This window comes from Succinivibrio faecicola, from assembly GCF_019448115.1.
GTDB classification, from domain to species: Bacteria; Pseudomonadota; Gammaproteobacteria; order Enterobacterales; family Succinivibrionaceae; genus Succinivibrio; species Succinivibrio faecicola.
In genome coordinates, this window is record NZ_JAGFNY010000001.1 from 226,353 (window position 1) to 243,464 (window position 17,112).

10 protein-coding genes are annotated in these 17,112 nt (G+C 32.3%); 1 reads left to right on the forward strand and 9 read right to left on the reverse strand.

Annotation, left to right across the window (positions count from 1 at the left end; all coding sequences use genetic code 11):
- The first annotated feature begins 2 nt into the window (after positions 1-2).
- Positions 3-299 (forward strand): integration host factor subunit alpha, encoded by a 297-nt coding sequence (locus J5V48_RS01105; RefSeq protein WP_219936067.1) that lies wholly within the window; start codon positions 3-5, stop codon positions 297-299.
- A gap of 203 nt (positions 300-502) precedes the next feature.
- On the opposite strand, the gene J5V48_RS01110 is transcribed toward J5V48_RS01105, so the two are convergent.
- The 9 genes from J5V48_RS01110 to J5V48_RS01150 form a co-directional block, all read right to left on the reverse strand.
- Positions 503-2,050 (reverse strand): DnaJ-like cysteine-rich domain-containing protein, encoded by a 1,548-nt coding sequence (locus tag J5V48_RS01110; RefSeq protein WP_219936069.1) that lies wholly within the window; start codon positions 2,048-2,050, stop codon positions 503-505.
- Between the two features lie 23 nt (positions 2,051-2,073).
- Complete coding sequence (locus J5V48_RS01115; protein ID WP_219936071.1) at positions 2,074-3,744, reverse strand: DnaJ-like cysteine-rich domain-containing protein; 1,671 nt, start codon at positions 3,742-3,744, stop codon at positions 2,074-2,076.
- 27 nt (positions 3,745-3,771) lie between these two features.
- Positions 3,772-4,851 (reverse strand): hypothetical protein, encoded by a 1,080-nt coding sequence (locus J5V48_RS01120; RefSeq protein ID WP_219936073.1) that lies wholly within the window; start codon positions 4,849-4,851, stop codon positions 3,772-3,774.
- A 169-nt stretch (positions 4,852-5,020) separates the two neighbouring features.
- Positions 5,021-7,387: a TraI domain-containing protein gene (locus tag J5V48_RS01125; RefSeq protein ID WP_219936075.1), complete on the reverse strand. Its 2,367-nt coding sequence runs from the start codon at positions 7,385-7,387 to the stop codon at positions 5,021-5,023.
- A 1-nt stretch (position 7,388) separates the two neighbouring features.
- Positions 7,389-7,955, reverse strand: coding sequence for a hypothetical protein (locus J5V48_RS01130; protein ID WP_219936077.1), 567 nt, complete (start codon positions 7,953-7,955; stop codon positions 7,389-7,391).
- Between the two features lie 188 nt (positions 7,956-8,143).
- Positions 8,144-10,954 (reverse strand): TraM recognition domain-containing protein, encoded by a 2,811-nt coding sequence (locus J5V48_RS01135; protein ID WP_219936079.1) that lies wholly within the window; start codon positions 10,952-10,954, stop codon positions 8,144-8,146.
- A 792-nt stretch (positions 10,955-11,746) separates the two neighbouring features.
- On the reverse strand, positions 11,747-12,403 hold the full coding sequence (locus tag J5V48_RS01140) for a GIY-YIG nuclease family protein (protein ID WP_219936081.1): 657 nt from the start codon (positions 12,401-12,403) through the stop codon (positions 11,747-11,749).
- 148 nt (positions 12,404-12,551) lie between these two features.
- Positions 12,552-14,672, reverse strand: a complete 2,121-nt coding sequence (locus J5V48_RS01145; protein ID WP_219936083.1) for a DEAD/DEAH box helicase — start codon at positions 14,670-14,672, stop codon at positions 12,552-12,554.
- Between the two features lie 11 nt (positions 14,673-14,683).
- A complete protein-coding gene (locus J5V48_RS01150) occupies positions 14,684-16,351 on the reverse strand; it encodes a site-specific DNA-methyltransferase (RefSeq protein ID WP_219936085.1) in 1,668 nt (555 codons plus the stop codon).
- Positions 16,352-17,112: the final 761 nt, after the last annotated feature.

The window sequence follows — 17,112 nt, forward strand, 5'->3', positions numbered from 1 at the left end:
ATATGGCTTTAACTCGTGCGGATATTGCAGAAAGACTCATAATTAAACCAGGCATGACAAAGATTGTTGCAGCTGAGTTTGTTGATTCTTTCTTTGAAGAAATCGCAAGAAACTTAGAAGTTGGAGAGATGGTCAAGCTAACCGGTTTTGGTAACTTTGAGCTCAAGCTCAAGAATGCAAGACCAGGAAGAAACCCAAAGACTGGAAAAGAAGTAACTATTTCTGAAAGAAGAGTTACTACATTCAGAGCAGGTCAGAAGTTAAAAAACAGAATTGACGACTCAACAAAAGAAGCTTAATCAGATATATACCCGAAAAGTAAGCTTTAAGATATCGATATTCTGATTTTTGTTTTTCAAAAAGGCAGTTTAACTGCTTTTTCTTTTTCTCAATATCTGCACTAAAAGCAATTTACTTTTATATGCTATAAAATAGAAACACACTACTTTGTGTAGTTTGCTATGACAGTAAATTCTCTTTTATTCGCTAAAAAAGAAGTGCTCTAATTCATCGCCCATACAAGAACTATATCAATTAGAATCACACCCATAAGGGTAATAAAACTTCTAATTACATCATAGTTTAAATCTGTAAACTTGCTAACCTCGTGCAACGTTCGCGACGATGATATAACCTCTGATAACTTAAGATTCTGTGTAACATAATAAGACATAATCACACAGCAAATCACCGTTATAAATATAGATATCACAGCTGAAAAAGCATGCGGTGAGAAGAATAAATAAAGGAATGAAACAACCCAGATTGTTAAGGTTGCAAGATTCCACATTCTAAATGAAAAACGTGATCTGTACTTTAGGTGAATAATAAATTCAACTAAAGACATACAGCTTTCTTTAGCAAAATCATCTGATACAAGATGTCTTGTATGAGATACAAGCTTATTTGCAAGTACATCTGATAGGTCATCCTTTCTTGTTGCGACCATACTCTCAAGCTTTGTTCTCATGGTGAAATTAGCTTTATCCATATATGGCTCGGAAAAAGCCTTATCTGATATAAGTCTTTTTGTAATACCGTTATAGTCTGCCTCATAACCGGTTAAAAGAGAATTGAAAAATGGATTTTTGGCAAGATCTCTGAAAAGCTCAATCTTTTTGCTCATAAGAGTCATTGTCTTACCTACAGCAGCTTCTGTAAGATCATGTTTTAGCAGTGCATACTCATAATCAAAGATTGGAGGAATATTAAGAGGAATTGCATTAGCTCCTACTGTATAGAAGTTGAAGACATTATCAATTCCATGAACAGAGAGTTTTACGTAACTGATTTCAGTTGTTGCCTTGTATGTAAGCAAAAAGCTGTTATCCTGCTTGAACTCAGCATCGGCAAGCTTGAAATCACAATTATTAAGGATACTGTCAAAACAGAAATTATCAATATGAAGACCTGGAATATCTACTTTATCGTTTTTTGAAACGCCTTCATACTCTATTACATTATGTGTATTTGCAAGAAGACTAATCTGCCTTTCAATAATTACAGAGCCTGTAGATTTACACTTTGAGCAGGGAAGTTTTCTCTCGCCTCTGCAGCTTGGACATACAATGTAGCCTGTATGACGGCATCTTGTACAGCCATTATCTCTACCCTGACAGGATGGACAGAGGATCTTGCCATAACCTGAACAGTTAGGACAGTTTGTTTTAGTTGATCCATGACAGTCAGGACAATTGCAGCGACCTCTTGCTGAGCGTGGTGCAATTCTGTTGATTCTGTTACAGATATCAAATACCTCTTTTGCACTCTTTGACTCAAGATCAACACAGAAAGGACGCTTGAGTTTCTTATCTTTTAAGAGTGCATAGGTATTGTCTCTTGCAAAGGCAGATAACTCTTCGCTTGATAAAAGCTCATCGGATTCTATAAGGCGTCTTATGACAACATCTTTACTGTCCACATCAAAAGTCCATGTAGACTTAAAAACGAGAACAATCTCTTTTTTATTAATTGGGCCAAAGGCAACTCTCGATGAATCGAATTTACCTGCAGCGAGCAATGACAGTAAAGCTTCTTTGATATTTCGCATGCGCTATATAAAACCGTACCCTTCTATATAAAACCGTATCTTATAAGAAGAGCACCCATAAAACAGATGATACATGAACCTACTATAAGTTTAGCTGAATTTACGGCCTCTGCTGTGAGATTTGGCACTTTTTGCATTCTATGTTTCAATCTTAACTGACTTACAACCGAATAATATGTCCAGTTTTTTGTAAGAGCAAATGAGGTAAAAACACATATAACAGTAGAAAATATTACGCTTATAAAGCATGTTGAATACTTTGGCAGAAGATATATGAAAAACATCATAAAAAGCCATGTAAACAGCGTAATTCCAGCCCAGATGATCTTTGTTTTTGGATTAATCTTTAAAAGCATTGGTACAAAGGAAATTAGATTTCTTGAAAAGTTTCTTGCAAAGTCCTCTGATATATAGCCCTGCGCATTATCTATAAGCTGGTTTGTAACACTTTCAAGAAGATCACGCTGAAGCTTTGCTCTTAACATCTTTGCCTTTGCATTGTCTGTACTTGAATACAGCAAAGATTCAATAGTAATACCGTGATTTACAGCCTCTTTTTTGGCAAGTTCACATTCATAACCTTCAATAGAACGTATTGTTTTTGCAAGAATTGCTTTTTGAGACAGAGACTTTACACACTTCATCTTCTCTTCAACATCATCTGCTGATGTAATAAGAGTATCTGACAAGATCTGAGATTCATTCATGAATGCAAAATCAATAATATTTGGCTTGCATATTGCCTGAAGGTTATCTCCGCACAAAATGAAATAAAATGGCTTTTTAATGTTCCTGATAAATACATTTACAGCATAACAGGGAGCTTTTCCTACAAAGCTTGTTGTAAAGCCTCTTGCTGTTGAATGACCAGTGCCTCCATCAGTAAAAACCGCATTTTTTAAAATGCATTTTCTGTCCCTGTCTGAAAACTCTGTAATAGGAGTTTGCATTCCTGGAATATTAAGTGAAATGGACAGCTGTCTTTGGCATGATGCATCATAAATGATCTCACGCTCAACAATTGTCTCGCCTTTACCTTTGCACACTGTACAGTGTTTTTTACCAGTTCCCTGACATGTTGAGCATGTAACATAGCCTTTTCCATGACAAACATGACAGTTGCTGCCACTGCCATTGCAGGCAGGACAAATCAGTTTTCCCTTGCCATTGCACTTGTCGCATTTTACGTGGGAGGTACCATGACATGATTTACACTTGGAGCGGCCAACCGCACTTAAACGGTTGAAACAGACAATCTGACCTGAAAGCTCGTTTTCCTCTTCAAATGAAGCACTTTCAAGTTTCTTCATGAAAGCTTCAGTCTTTTTACTCTCTTTTTCAAGCTCCTTTGAATTTGTCTGTGTAAAAGCATCAAGTGCAGGGATAGACAGAATAGTTGCATCCTCAGGAATTGTTTTTAAAACCTTGTCTGTGCAGCGGCACTTGAATGACCATACAAAAGAGCATGTAATACTTGCATTGAAAACTATAGGTTCGGATATTTTGATATCTGCAATTGGTACGCCACAACGTGAACAGATATCAGAAACTGTTTTGTTAAGCTTTATTGCAAAAGGTGAATTCTTTAATTTATCATTACTTGCCTTTTGTTCTGAAGTTGCAGCACCATCTTTCGAATTATTAATATCTGGTGCATTTTCATTTAAAGGCTTGTTTTCTACAGCGTCGCTCATTATCGTGAACCTGATTTATTCTTGTTATTATGATTTTTTGTGAAGAACAGTATCCATAACATAACTGAAGTAATCAGGATCGTCTACACTAAAATATACCTTTTCATCAAAGCTAAAACAGTCGTTCTGCTTTGTCAAAAATACCTGACTTTCAATATCAAGAACAGTCTGGCTCTCGCCACAGCAGATTATCACATGAGTATTAGTAAGGATAATATATGTATCGGCAACTGACAGTAATTTTTTATAGAAAAACTGAAGTTTGTCAATGAATGCATTATCCTGATTTACAATATCAAAACGCCTTGCAGAAAATACACAAACAACATTCTCGTCGTCATCACAGATATAGCTGTCTACATCAATTACGAAGTTTGTGCCGTTCTGTCTGCCTAAAAGGCACATCAGTGACTCATTCTCAGCAATGATTTTTGCAAGTGGATAAGGATAGTCATTAAGCTTAAGACCAATAAGTGAGCCTAATGAAAGTGCATTTTTAATGATTAATGAGAAATTTGAATAAAGCTTTTCTCTGTCAAATCTGTTTAAAAGATACTGCATTAAAAAGATGAACTGAGCTTTGTCACTTACAGCATTATCAACCACCCAGGGAAGAGTACGCATATTTGCAAGAGTCTCCTCCACACTATCATTCATAAGGCTTAAAGCAAGTGATGAGCATGCCTTTTCTCTTGCCTGAAGCTCTTTGAAATAATACTTAGGACCAATCTGCTTTATTCTCTTTAAAGCACCATCCAAAAAGCCATAGGTGTCATTACCTGGAACTACCAGTGTTTCATCAGAATTCAAGTAGATCTTCTCATACTGAACGAACTGTGTATTAAGATTTGAATTAGAAATAAATACAAGAACAATAGCAAGAGTAAAACTAATTAAACCTGATACAAAAGGATAAAGACCATTTGAATAGTCTCCATCCCATAAGAACGGAAGGCTTACAAATACACCGGCCATACCAAACCAGGATAAGAAGCTTTGAGTTTTTGTCACCTGAACACTATCAGGGAACATGAATAGTGAAATTCTCTTGTTTATATAAGTCAGTACCAGCGATAAAACCAGCAGGAACAGCATTATTGCAAGCATATATACATACTCTTTTTTATGATAAAGGTGAAAAACTGTTATCTACTCTAAGATTAGCAGTAAAAGGATGTTAATTCTTTGATAAACATTGAATTTATATTAAATCTCACCAATATTTATCATTTTTTTGATTTATATAAAAAAATGATGCAAAAAACAGAAGCATGCACTATTCAAAAATCAGGTCCGTTATTCCATTTTCATTATCTGATGATAAAAACTGCTCCTCCTTATAGGCTTGAGCTTTGATGTTCTCATTGATATCAAGCTGACTTATCTTCATATTTTTGCTCTTGAGCCTGTATCTTTTATCACTTTCCCTTTCTCTTTCAAACTTCATGATATTGACTCTTAGTGTATCTGTATCAATAAACTCACAAAGTATTTTTTCATCAAGAGATTCAAGACAGAGATGTGATTTGCCGTTTTTAAATGCGACATAGGTAAAAGATGCACTGTCAAAAAGCTTTTTTAAATCTTTATTATCAATATTTTCTGGTAAGTTGACAAAAAGGGCTTGAGCCTTATCTGTATTGTTTAATATGTAATTTTTTAAAACGGGCAGAAGTTTGGTTTTTACTTCCTTTTCAAGAATATCAAAGCTTATTTCAAACTCAGGATTACGCTTTTTGCCATAAAACGAATCTGTTCTTATAAAGAATCCGTATACTAAAAAGCGGTTGAAATTTCTGTCAGTAAGCTCTGTATATGTGCATGATCTCTTATAAAGTCTTTGAGTAAGCAAACTTGTATCAACAAGTGTTCTGAAAAAAGGATGATAGGTAAAATCCTTTTTAAAGATTTCATCTGAATTGCTGATACTTCCATCATTTGTCAGTGCATTTATCTGTTTAACAACCTTTTTGTAGATATTAAAATCGTCACTTATATTTACTGATTTACTGTTTATAGCATAGTAACAGTCAAATGCTCGTAAAAGCTTTTGATGGGCAAAACCTCCATATTCAATGAAATATCCATTTTTTAGTCGATAGCATCCTTGATCTTTGTGACTTATTAGATCTGCGTTTATAAATTCATATAGATAGTTTTCAATACAGTTGATACCAAAATTGTTTTGCTGTGATGAGAAACAGGCATAGACATCTGCCTTTTTAATAAGCTCAAGCACATCTTTACAAGACTTGTCTGTAAGAATTGAATGAATAATTGAGGAACCTTTGTTCCTATTAATCTTTTTAACAAATCCTATTTGTGTTTTTACAAAGCAAGAAAGAGTGAATCTGAAGATATCATCATGCAGCTGGGCTCTCTTTTTAGTAAAGCTTACAAACAGAAAATCAGACTTTGTAACCTTTATAAAATCACTTACAGGATACAGCTCTAAATACATTGAATCATCTGGATTTTTGCAAAGGCTCTCTTTGAGAATAACAGGATCACTGTTTACTGACAGAATATTCTTATAAAAAGGATCCTGCCTGAAAGAATAGGTATTTAAAAGTCTATTTCTTGTGTCCTCATCTAATGAATCAAATACATTTTTTCTTATAAAAAGCGGTCTGTATGTATATGCTGATGATTCATCGGTTATGCTCATATCCGTAATGATCTTTGCTAAATCGTGCAGCAGTGCCACAAGTACAATTTCAAGCTCATTGAAGGATACATACTTTTTACTGAATCTGTACTGTTTTACAAGTTCACTGCTTTTTAGTGCTGTATGAAGTGAATGAGATAAAAGACCACCTTCAGATGAATCATGCAAACTTGCAGATGCAGGAAGAACTGAAACTAAAGAAGCAAAATCATTAAAAAGAGTGTTCAAATAGAAATTGAGATTATGAACAGGAGCCTTTAAAAATTCCCTTATAGCCTTTGTAAAATAAATATTCTCCCTTAAAAGATCTGATACTGATGATACACGTAAGACTCTTTGTGAGTTTAAAGAGGTGATCCTGATATCCTTTCTTTTAAAAAGTGATGACTTGCTGATACTGCCAATACTGCTCTTACTGTTAGTGCTGTTATCACTTATCTTATCAATTAGAACATCATCTGTATTTTGAGTATCTGCTTTTGATTTTATTGAAGATGCAGTTGAAGAATTTTTACTGACAGACTGGCATAAAGGCTCTTTATTATTGTCATTTTTACAGTCACTTTTACAGTCACTTTTACAGTCATTTTTACAGTCATTTTTACAGTCTTTTTTACAGTCATTTTTACAGTCTTTTTTACAGTTATTTTTGCTGTTAATTTTTGCTCTGTGCTCAATGAGAGGATCTGTTTTAACTGCATTATTATCAGCATCATCAAAGCAGTATGAATTTAAAGCTTCATTATTTGTGTGGATTGTATCTTTAATATCTTTTTCGTCTGTTTCAAAATTATTTAAACTGTCACAATTCTCTGGAATAAGCACTCTTAAAAAAGAGCTTTTAACTTTTCTCATTCTCTCTTTTATAAAGGATATATCAGCACTTTTAGCAGCTTTAAAAAGGCTGTTTAACCTATCACTGTCTGATACTGTTCTTGCAATATTTTCAAAGTTTTTTTTAAATGACTCCTTCACTTTAAAGTTCCTTTTTTATGATGTTGAAAAAGAACATTCCAAATTTGATACCTGTGAAAAATGGAATAAGAGGAAAGAGGATCATAAGATATGCTATTGAGCAGAATACCGGCTGAAAAATCAGAAAAACACACAGACTAAAAACAGTTACAGCACAAATCATTAAGATTAGTCGTATTCTTAACAGGAAAAGAAAACCTGCTGATACTGAATTTAACAGATATCTGCCAAAGAACATTCCTGAAATGAAGTTTGCCCCATATACAAGGTAGGTAAAAAATCCTGTCAGTATGACAGTGAATCTTAGCTTTAGAACTGATGCAAAAGGAAAGAGATTATCAGTATTAAAAAGGCGCATGATATTATGAAGTGATTTTGATGAATACTCTGTATTCGGTTTTACAGATTCATACAAAAAGCCTGATATGCTCCTAACAGTCTCAATTTCTCCAAGATATATGCTTTGAGATGATGAACTTGAGCAGCAGGATGTAAAAATCAAACTCATGAAAATAATAATGAGAGCACCTAAAAACAGCTTTGAATTCTCGGCTATGACTGAAAACATTTAAACCTCAGTATAAAATTATCTAACTATCCATCCTTTTATGTTGTTTTTTAAAATTTTGTTTTTTTGTTTAATTTCAATAAATTATTTTAATTTCATGTAATTTTTATGTGATTTTTTTTGTTATTTTTGTTTTTTTAATCGTTGTTGTTTATTTTTGGTTTTTATGATCTTTTGGAAATTTGAGTTTATTTCTGCTCAATTTTTGTCAGATTATTTTTCTCTTGTCTGTTTTCATAAGTTGTTTTTTTCTTTTTAAACCTTGAGTAGATACCAGATAGATATTCCTTGGTGAGTATTTCATCAGATTTGCTTCTTTTTCCTATAAAGCAGTCATTCTCATAATCATAGTTATTCAAATGACTGCTATCTGACAGGATGTCATCGATATCATCAAAATCATCGTATAGATCAGAAGATTCAATATCGGATTGAATATGTGAAATATATGAATCATCAGATGCTAAAGACTCATTAGCTTTAGCAAAAACTGAATCAGTGCTTGATGTTTTTTTGTTATCTGATTCATGTGACTTGTTAAAACAATGCTCATTTTTTATATCTGACAGTGGCTTTTCTGCCTTTGTTGATGAGAATTGAAATGAAGTTGTCACTTTGCTTTCAAACTCATCTTTAAAGCTATAATCTTTTTTATCAGCAATATTTGATGCTCTTTCATATATGCCTTTATTTTCATCTGAATCAGTCCTGTCAGTGCACTCTTTAGAACACTTGTTTTTAGAGCCAACATCTTGCTTTTTGCGTCTTTGACTTTCTGTAAGCTCTTTTAAAATGCTTTTTGAATCAATCTTTTCAAGATATGGAAAAACGCCTTTGACAAGTCTTCCGTCTGATAATTTTGCAATATACTCAAAATTTGGAAGACGCATGATTGCATCATATGGAAAAAAAGCACAGTCCATTTCTCTAACTGAGTGTGACTGATTAAATCCAGTTAAGAGCTCCTGTGTATCTGAGCTTTGAGAATATCCTCTTGAATGAACATTCTTTCTGGTATTTCCTGTAAGCCTTGATATGAGCATTGCTGTCTGCTCTGAATTTACTCTGCAGCATATAAGATTATTACAGTTATCAAGAATCTTTGATGCTGTATACTCACCTGCATCCTTGCACAAATCAGCATATGACTGAGTTGCAAGTGTAAGAGCAAAGTTTGCACCACGACTCTTGTTTAAAAGCATGACAAGCTCCTGAGTTATGATTTCACCTGCCTCATCGACAAAGATATTCACTCTTTTGTCTGTTGCATTTAAAGAAAAGTCTGCGTTGTATATAAGTGATGATAATGATGTAAGCTCAGATAGAATAAGTTTTCCTACACTTACTGCTCTTAACCTGTTTACAAGTGAATTTAAAGAAACATATAAAATACCGCTTTCATTGTAGATTTGCCTAAGATCAACAGCTTTCTTTCTTGAATTTAAGATCCTGTCAAAACCGTTTTGACTTAATGCATTTAATAAACCATCAGGTGAGTTTGTCATTTTGACAAAATATGTCTCATCAATCATGCACTGATCAAAAAGACTCTCAAGCTTGAGGTTCCTTGTGACCTTGTTTTTTGGCATGGCAGGATCACGCTCTTTATCAAGATTTAGAACTGGTGAATTTAAAACCACCTTTTCACCATCAATTTCAGTCTCAATACTTTTTGATATGAACTCATCCTCTCCTTTAAGCTCATATTTATCAAGAAGTCCTAAATACAGTTTTCTTAATGCCTGAGCCTTAAATAAAACAGTACCGTACTTTGATGCACTTCTTTTCTTTTTTGTACTGTTTTCTAATGTTTCATCATCAAGACTGTCTTGATACAGGCTATCATCTTTATTTGCATCCTTTGAAAAAAGCGATTCATCAAATCCATACTCAACAAGCGATGTTTTCAGTTTTGTAACACTCTCTCCAATGCCTTTGAAAAATCTCTGTGTGTAGTCATAGGCATAATAGGTATTTATGGATGCTACAAACTTAATCATCATCACCTTTATGGCCTCATAGTATGTATCTAAAGATAGATGATTCTTGATGTTTGCAAAGTTCAGATCATAATTAAGCTCCTTTAGTGCAATAATCGTGTTCATGATTGCATTCTGGGCATATGATTTAAAGGCATCTGAACTAAGATCATCTTCTTTGCTTATGCAGGCTATGATCTGCTCTGCTATCTTGCACTCATCCTTACAAACTGACAGAAGATTGAAACTCTGTTTTGCACTGTCAGGCTCATTAAGATCAAGACTATAAAACTGCTTTTCCTTTAAACAAAGTTTTGAACACTCAATCATCTGCTCTTTAAGCTCTCTATCTGCTTTAGGATCAATAACTATCACAACCTCATTTCTTAAAATTGCCTGCATGATCTGAAGAATAAAGAATTTTGTTTTACCAGTACCAGTTGTTCCAAAGAACATAGTATGTGTGTTTAATGATCCTGTTTTTATAAAAACATCATTGCACTCTTTTTTACCTAAATTGTGGATCTGATTTGATCCTGTCTGTGTGTTCTCATCTCTGATATCAAAGGAGCTTGTAAGACCGTCATTTAATAGATCATATAAAGCTCTTGAATGTTTTGGCTTGAACTCATATCCATTTCCAAGATAAACAAGACTGCAGTCTTTCAAATATTCAAAATCAAGAGCTCGTCCTTTAAGAATGTTCACTACCTGTCTGATACCAAGAACAAAGAAGTTACTTATATTATCAACTGATGGATTTTTGTCTTTATTAAAATAATAAACACATCCTATAACACTAATAGGCATCAAAAGCTGCATCAGATATACAAATGGGGTTACAAGAAGAAACAACACAGCTGCAAATACAGCTAAGCTTAGAAATACAAGATATATATAAGATGATCTCATATCCTTTAAAAAAGGTATTCTCAAAAGATTCTTCTCAGACTTTACCGATCGGTCAATAAAGCTGATGACTCTACTAAAAAAGGATTGGTAAGCTAATTTTAAATTCATACAGATACTCTCAAAAATTTTTTAAGATTGTATCTGACGTGAATTTCTTAACTGTCCTTCAAATGGCGCAAAACGCCAATTGATCTAAAAAATACCTTTTAGATCATAAGGATATAATTTTTAAAAATTGCTTTAGATAGACTTGATTTGCATGGGTAAAGATTTAGATGGAAGGGACTGAACAAATAATATTGAAAACGTATATATTTTCAGGACACATATTTTGAAGAAAGAAAATCAACACATTTAATTAGTTGACATTCTCTCTTGCAAAAGCAAGATAATTACTACCGCAGAGATTAATTGCTTAGCTTGATTCTATAGGTTGAAGCTACAACACTCTTAAGAGAGATCGTTTTGACCTTGGATTAGATAAAAGAAAGCACTAAATTTGGTTCAATTTTTCCCTTCAAGATGATCCTAATTTTCAGGTAAAAAGACAGATCAACTTCGCATGATATTGACGGATCACTTTCGTGATTTTTAACAGATCAGAATTTAAGTGTTACTAGGTTAAGTTTTGGTTGTCACAGCCCACTGAAAAAGATCTGATTTAGCTCATTTGATTTTTATCAGATCTTTTAAAACCTTCCAATTTAGCTTAATCATTTTGTTTAACAGCTCATTCAAATTATTCTTTTGCTTATCTGTTTTTGATTATTGCTTAGTCATTTTTGCTGAATTATGAAGAACAACTCTCCATACATTTACTTCTTTTATCATTTTTTTATAGCTCCACAAAAACCACGTTCATCAACAGTTAAATTAACTTTAAGAAACTCGTAAAACGATCTATACACCTAACCTTTGTCGTATGTCATTTAAAGGTTCGCCTTTATATGAAAAATATCTTGGCCCTGCAATAGAATATGCTTTACCTGAAAGCTTTTTTGCTAGAGCTGACAAAGAATACTCTTTTCCCTCATATAAAACATTTTTGTCATCTACTACTGATATTTTATGTGTAGGATCTTCAATAAATTCAATTGATTCGCCTTTCTGAATATTGCAAGAGAAAAATGAGAAATTTGACATTCTTTCTCTACTAGATTCCTCTATTTCCTTAGCTTCTGATGCATCTTTCTGAGCATCTTCATCCATCTTGCATTTTGTTAGCCTTTCAGAAAATCCATGGATTTCAGCAATTGCTTCAAGAATGGCGTATGCATCTTCTGGAGACATTGCATAAAATTCTCTTTTTCGTTCTTTGCCTTGCCAATTGTCAATTGATCTCAAAGAAGGATTAAGTGTATCGATAATATTGTGGATTTTTTTATCAGATAAACGATTATCTACAGCATATGTAGCATAGACTCGGAAAGCAAATGGGGTACATTCACTTCTGTTTAGCTGAGCTAAGCGAGCATTTACATCATCTGCATATCCTATTTTTACATACTCAGGAAAAGAGGGGTTTGTGAGTATGTATATATAACCAACGTTTTCCATAAAATTTTAGCCTTCAAAATTATTTCTCTTAAAATTATTGAGTTAGAAGGGCATAAATATCCTTCTAACAGAAAGCTCCATTCAAGTTTCTTTATAAACACGACCTGATGACTACCACATTTTACACTCACCCAATGCAACTATATCTTTACTTCATGTAAGGTGATAAATCAAAATTTACATCATTAACTGCAGATTTAAATTGATCATAGTTTAACTCATAACAGTTACCTTTGAAGTAACAATAAATTGTCCATGTACTACCATTTAAAACTGGTAAACAAAAATAATGATCAACTTTAGAGGAAACTTTTAAATACAAATCTTTTAAAAGATTAACTTTTTGCTGATATTCAGCGGGATCTAAATTTAGTGATGCTGATGTATTCAAACTTTTTACTTCAAACAAAAAGATTCGATCATTCTTATCCTTAAGTACAAAATCTGGATAAGAAAAATGACTACCATCTGCATAATACTCATATTTAATCGCAGAATTCTGTAAATAATTTTTTCCTACAAGTAAAACATCATTGTCTACGCCTAAAGAAATTTTTTTAATATGGAAATCATGGAGCATTTTATATACCCAGTCTTTTTCAGAGTCACTATCAAAAGAAAACTCTTTCATATCATTTCCATTATCCCAAACTCCATTTATATCTGATAAAGAGAATTTTTTATTTTGAAAATAAAGAGAATTATATGGGAGCGAGACTTCAAGATCCTTATTTAAACTGTTCTTAACAACTTCAATACTTGAAGCATCACTGCTTAAGACTGTCCGAACTTTAGATTTTATGTCACTTAAATTATTTACAAAACCAAAGTACCTAGAATATTCTTCGCCATATTCAGACAACATATAACGTTTGCACTCATTTTGAATTCTGTTAGATGACTTTGATAATTCTCTATGCAAATCAAAAATACTTTTACGTGCAATTGGATCAGGCTTTCCATTAAGATAAGAATCAATATCAAAATTTGATTTTGTTTTCTTTAAATCTGCTAGTTTTGTAATTTTAACTTTAATCTCTTCCTGAATTTCGTTTTTTACCCAATCACCATCAGGAAATGTTCCTTTTAAAGTTACATCAATTGCTTTATTCTCGTTTGAGTTATCTTTAATTCCCCATACATACGCTGTTGTAAATAAAAGCTTTTCTTTCTCATCTGCAATTTTTTCAAAATCCATTAACCTTGGATTTCTTCTTACTCTTCCTAATACCTGTTCATCTAGCTGCTTTGATTTACTATCTCTTATTTGAAATAGCATGTTTGCTCTGGGGATATCCCAGCCTTCAGTAATAGCCATTTTAAAAATTATTACATCAATTGTTGAATCATTTGGTTTTGCATATTTCTCCCATTTTGAAGGAGAAGCTTTTATCAATTGATCATTTGTTTTACAAAGTTTTGGATCAGTTGTATAGCTAACCCATTTCATATCCTTATATTTAGGAAGAGATAATGCATGCTCTATTACTTTAACCTGCTCTTCTCCAAGTTCTTTATTGGAAATCTGAATAATCAAACAAGGATTAATATTAGATTTTTTAAGATATTCTTCCTTACAATTTTGTAAAGAATCTAATGCTTTCAATAATTCATTGTACTGAACACTGCCAATAGAAAAATCGTCATCACCGAAATTACGCTCAGAACAATACTGAACTCTTTTGATTAATGAAGTATCTACTGCATCTTTTTCAGAAATTTCGACTGTTACCTTTTGATTTTTTTTAGGTGTTGCAGAAATATTTATAATCTTTGAAAAATAGGGTTTTAATTCATCGAGATTATTAGTTGCTATATGACATTCATCTTTTATCAAATTGATTTCTATATCTTGATCGCGTATTTCTAGCAAGAATTTTTGTAATGCTTGTTGACCTTTCAACTTACTTTTATCTTTATATAAGTCTCTAGGCAATACGTATACGTTATCTAATGTTGGAATATAAAGAGCATTTTCTCCAGAAGACTCACTAGAAATTAAATGTGGTCTTAAATTTTGTACAAAGCCAAATTCTAAAAATTCATTGAACTTATCATAATTCTGTTGAGCTAAATTTGCCTTTGATAAAGAGGAAACGATAAAAATAACTTTATCATTTTTTGATAGGAGCTCGTCCATAAACCTAGCCATAATGTAAGTTTTTCCAGCACCAGTTGGAGCTTTAAAAACAACTTCATCCTTATTAGAAATTTGATTAACTAATTCGTGAATAGCTCTTTCTTGTAGTAATTTTACTTCTTCTAACATACTCAATTCTCCTATTTAGTTTTTGCATCAACTAAAATTTTCTGAGTATGTTCAAAATTTTTACAAACCCACTCAATTTTTTCATTAGGAAGCAATCTTGGCTGACCATATAATGTTTCGTCTATAACATCAAAAGGTGTTTTGCCTGAACTCTGTTCTGAATTACTTACTTCAGCAATTTCGTATACATCAAGATTGTCGCCTAATGGATCATTCTTTTTGATCCATTCAAAATCATTTGATCCGTCATAACAACTTCCAGTCATTACTCTTTTTAATCGTTTAGATGTTACTTCGTAAGCTATACCTTGAGGTGTTCTTTCTGTAATTTCATTAGACTGACACAAAATAAATTGCCATTTAGTATGATTTTCATTATTAAACTCTAATAGAGCTTGACCAGTTGTTCCTGATCCTGCAAAAAAATCTAAAATAATGCATTGTTCTTTATTTTTTATCAGCTTAAAAATATCTTTTATCAATTCTATAGGTTTTGGAAAATCAAACTTATTTGATCCCATTACTTTATCAAAGTCTTGGGTTCCATTTGAGTATGAAGCTTTATAAAATAAGCTTTTTTGCACGCCTAATACATTTCTTTCAAACATTTCTTTATCATCTGGTCTATTTTTCTCGTAAATGTTGCCATTCATATAAACTAGAGATCCATTAAGTTTTTTTTCTTTAAATCCAATGTTAAAAGAAAATGTCCATCTCAAATATTTTCCTGTTTTTTCTTCTAATGGAAGAATTACTTCATAGCCATCTTTTTCATACTGTTTTATTAACATTTCCAAAAATTCATCATCAAATTTTTTTATATTAGTATTATATAATTGAGAGAATTCCTCATCAGTTATTAAAAATATTTCACTATTTTTTACCAATATAGGAAAAAACATTGAAGGTCTATCTTCTCGATATTTTGATTGACCTGTCTTCTTTATTCCAATCAATGAATAAGGTCCTTTTTCATCTTCTTTATCGTATTTATCAGAAGATCTTCCTCCAAAAACATTTGGTGTTTTATTAAAACCGCCCAAGCTATTTAGATTATTTTTATTTTTTGCATAAACAACCATATTATGTCCAACACTTGTAATGAAATTATCATTAGTCTTTCCTTTCAAATTATCTAAAACAAATGCACAGCTTATAAAATTTTCTTCGTTAAAAATTTCATCCATCATACATTTTAGATATGCTTGATTTTTATCATCTATACTGCAAAAAATAACACCTTCATCTGAAAGCAGCTGCCTTGCAAGGATCAAGCGAGGATATAACATTGATAAAAGATTATCTCTTGTAATAGCGTTGTTATAATTAGTCGCTGCAAATTCCCCCATATCATCTTTTCCATAAGGAGGATCAATATAAATTACATCAATTTTGTTTTTGTAAGTGATAAGAAGATTTTGGAGTGCATCGAAATTATCACCAATAATTAACTTATGGGTATTCTTTGCATCTTTTTGAACGAATGATAATTCAACATTCTTTTTGAAATATTTAATAGTATTTCCAAGTTTTTCTATCTTTTTATCAAAGTGAAAACCTGTTCTTTTATATGAAGTGCCAAGCTTTGCAATTTCAATTGCCTCTTTCGGAGTTTCAGCCTGGTTAATTAGTTTTGTTAGGAGAGTTAAATTCTCTGGTTCCAGAATTCGTTCATCCACTCGGGACTTTAAATCTGAGATTAAATCCTTCTTTAGATCTTCAAGGGGATAATTGATTGATTGATTGATTGATTGATTGATTGATTGATTGATTGATTGATTGATTGCATAATTTATACCATTTTTCTAAATATTTTTGATAACTCAGTATATTATATTTAATTTTTCTGCAATGCTACTGAGTTAGCAAAAATAATAAACTAATACAAAGATTGTGTATAGTTATAGAAAAACATGAAGTCTCTAATTCTTAATACCATTCACCTTTTTGTCGACGTTCATTGTTCTTTAAACCAAAGGTGTTTTGAACAATATCTATATTACAATCTTCATTTTTTTACTATGTTTGCTAAAGCTGTAAAGGTATATCCACATACGATGATAGTTGGATTGCACAATTTTCATGGCGTACGCATGAATTTAATTAAAAACCTATGATACAAGGATCAAAGCAATAATAAAATTCGGAATAACTGTGTATGGGCATACGCATGTATTGAATAGTTCAAATGATAGGCCTTGTTCCTCATGTTTAATTTTTTGACAAATACTCAATAAGCCCATCTACTGCTAAAGAGTAATCATCTCTAAGTTTCTTTTGCATCCTTGGTATTATGCTTCTTTCACTCTTTTTTAAAGAGTTTCTCGTGGAGATGTCTAAGTTCTTTACTTGAACAAAGCAATCGTAAGGTCCCCATCACCTAGATGATGGCTTTTTCAAAATCTTGCATAATTGCTCCTGTTGAGAAACTTCTGTAAGG

Bases quoted from the DNA above. Each gene is read 5' to 3' on its own strand.
- J5V48_RS01105 (WP_219936067.1), top strand. From the start codon at position 3: ATGGCTTTAACTCGTGCGGATATTGCAGAAAGACTCATAATTAAACCA.
- J5V48_RS01110 (WP_219936069.1), bottom strand. From the start codon at position 2,050: ATGCGAAATATCAAAGAAGCTTTACTGTCATTGCTCGCTGCAGGTAAA.
- J5V48_RS01115 (WP_219936071.1), bottom strand. From the start codon at position 3,744: ATGAGCGACGCTGTAGAAAACAAGCCTTTAAATGAAAATGCACCAGAT.
- J5V48_RS01120 (WP_219936073.1), bottom strand. From the start codon at position 4,851: ATGCTTGCAATAATGCTGTTCCTGCTGGTTTTATCGCTGGTACTGACT.
- J5V48_RS01130 (WP_219936077.1), bottom strand. From the start codon at position 7,955: ATGTTTTCAGTCATAGCCGAGAATTCAAAGCTGTTTTTAGGTGCTCTC.
- J5V48_RS01135 (WP_219936079.1), bottom strand. From the start codon at position 10,954: ATGAATTTAAAATTAGCTTACCAATCCTTTTTTAGTAGAGTCATCAGC.
- J5V48_RS01140 (WP_219936081.1), bottom strand. From the start codon at position 12,403: ATGGAAAACGTTGGTTATATATACATACTCACAAACCCCTCTTTTCCT.
- J5V48_RS01145 (WP_219936083.1), bottom strand. From the start codon at position 14,672: ATGTTAGAAGAAGTAAAATTACTACAAGAAAGAGCTATTCACGAATTA.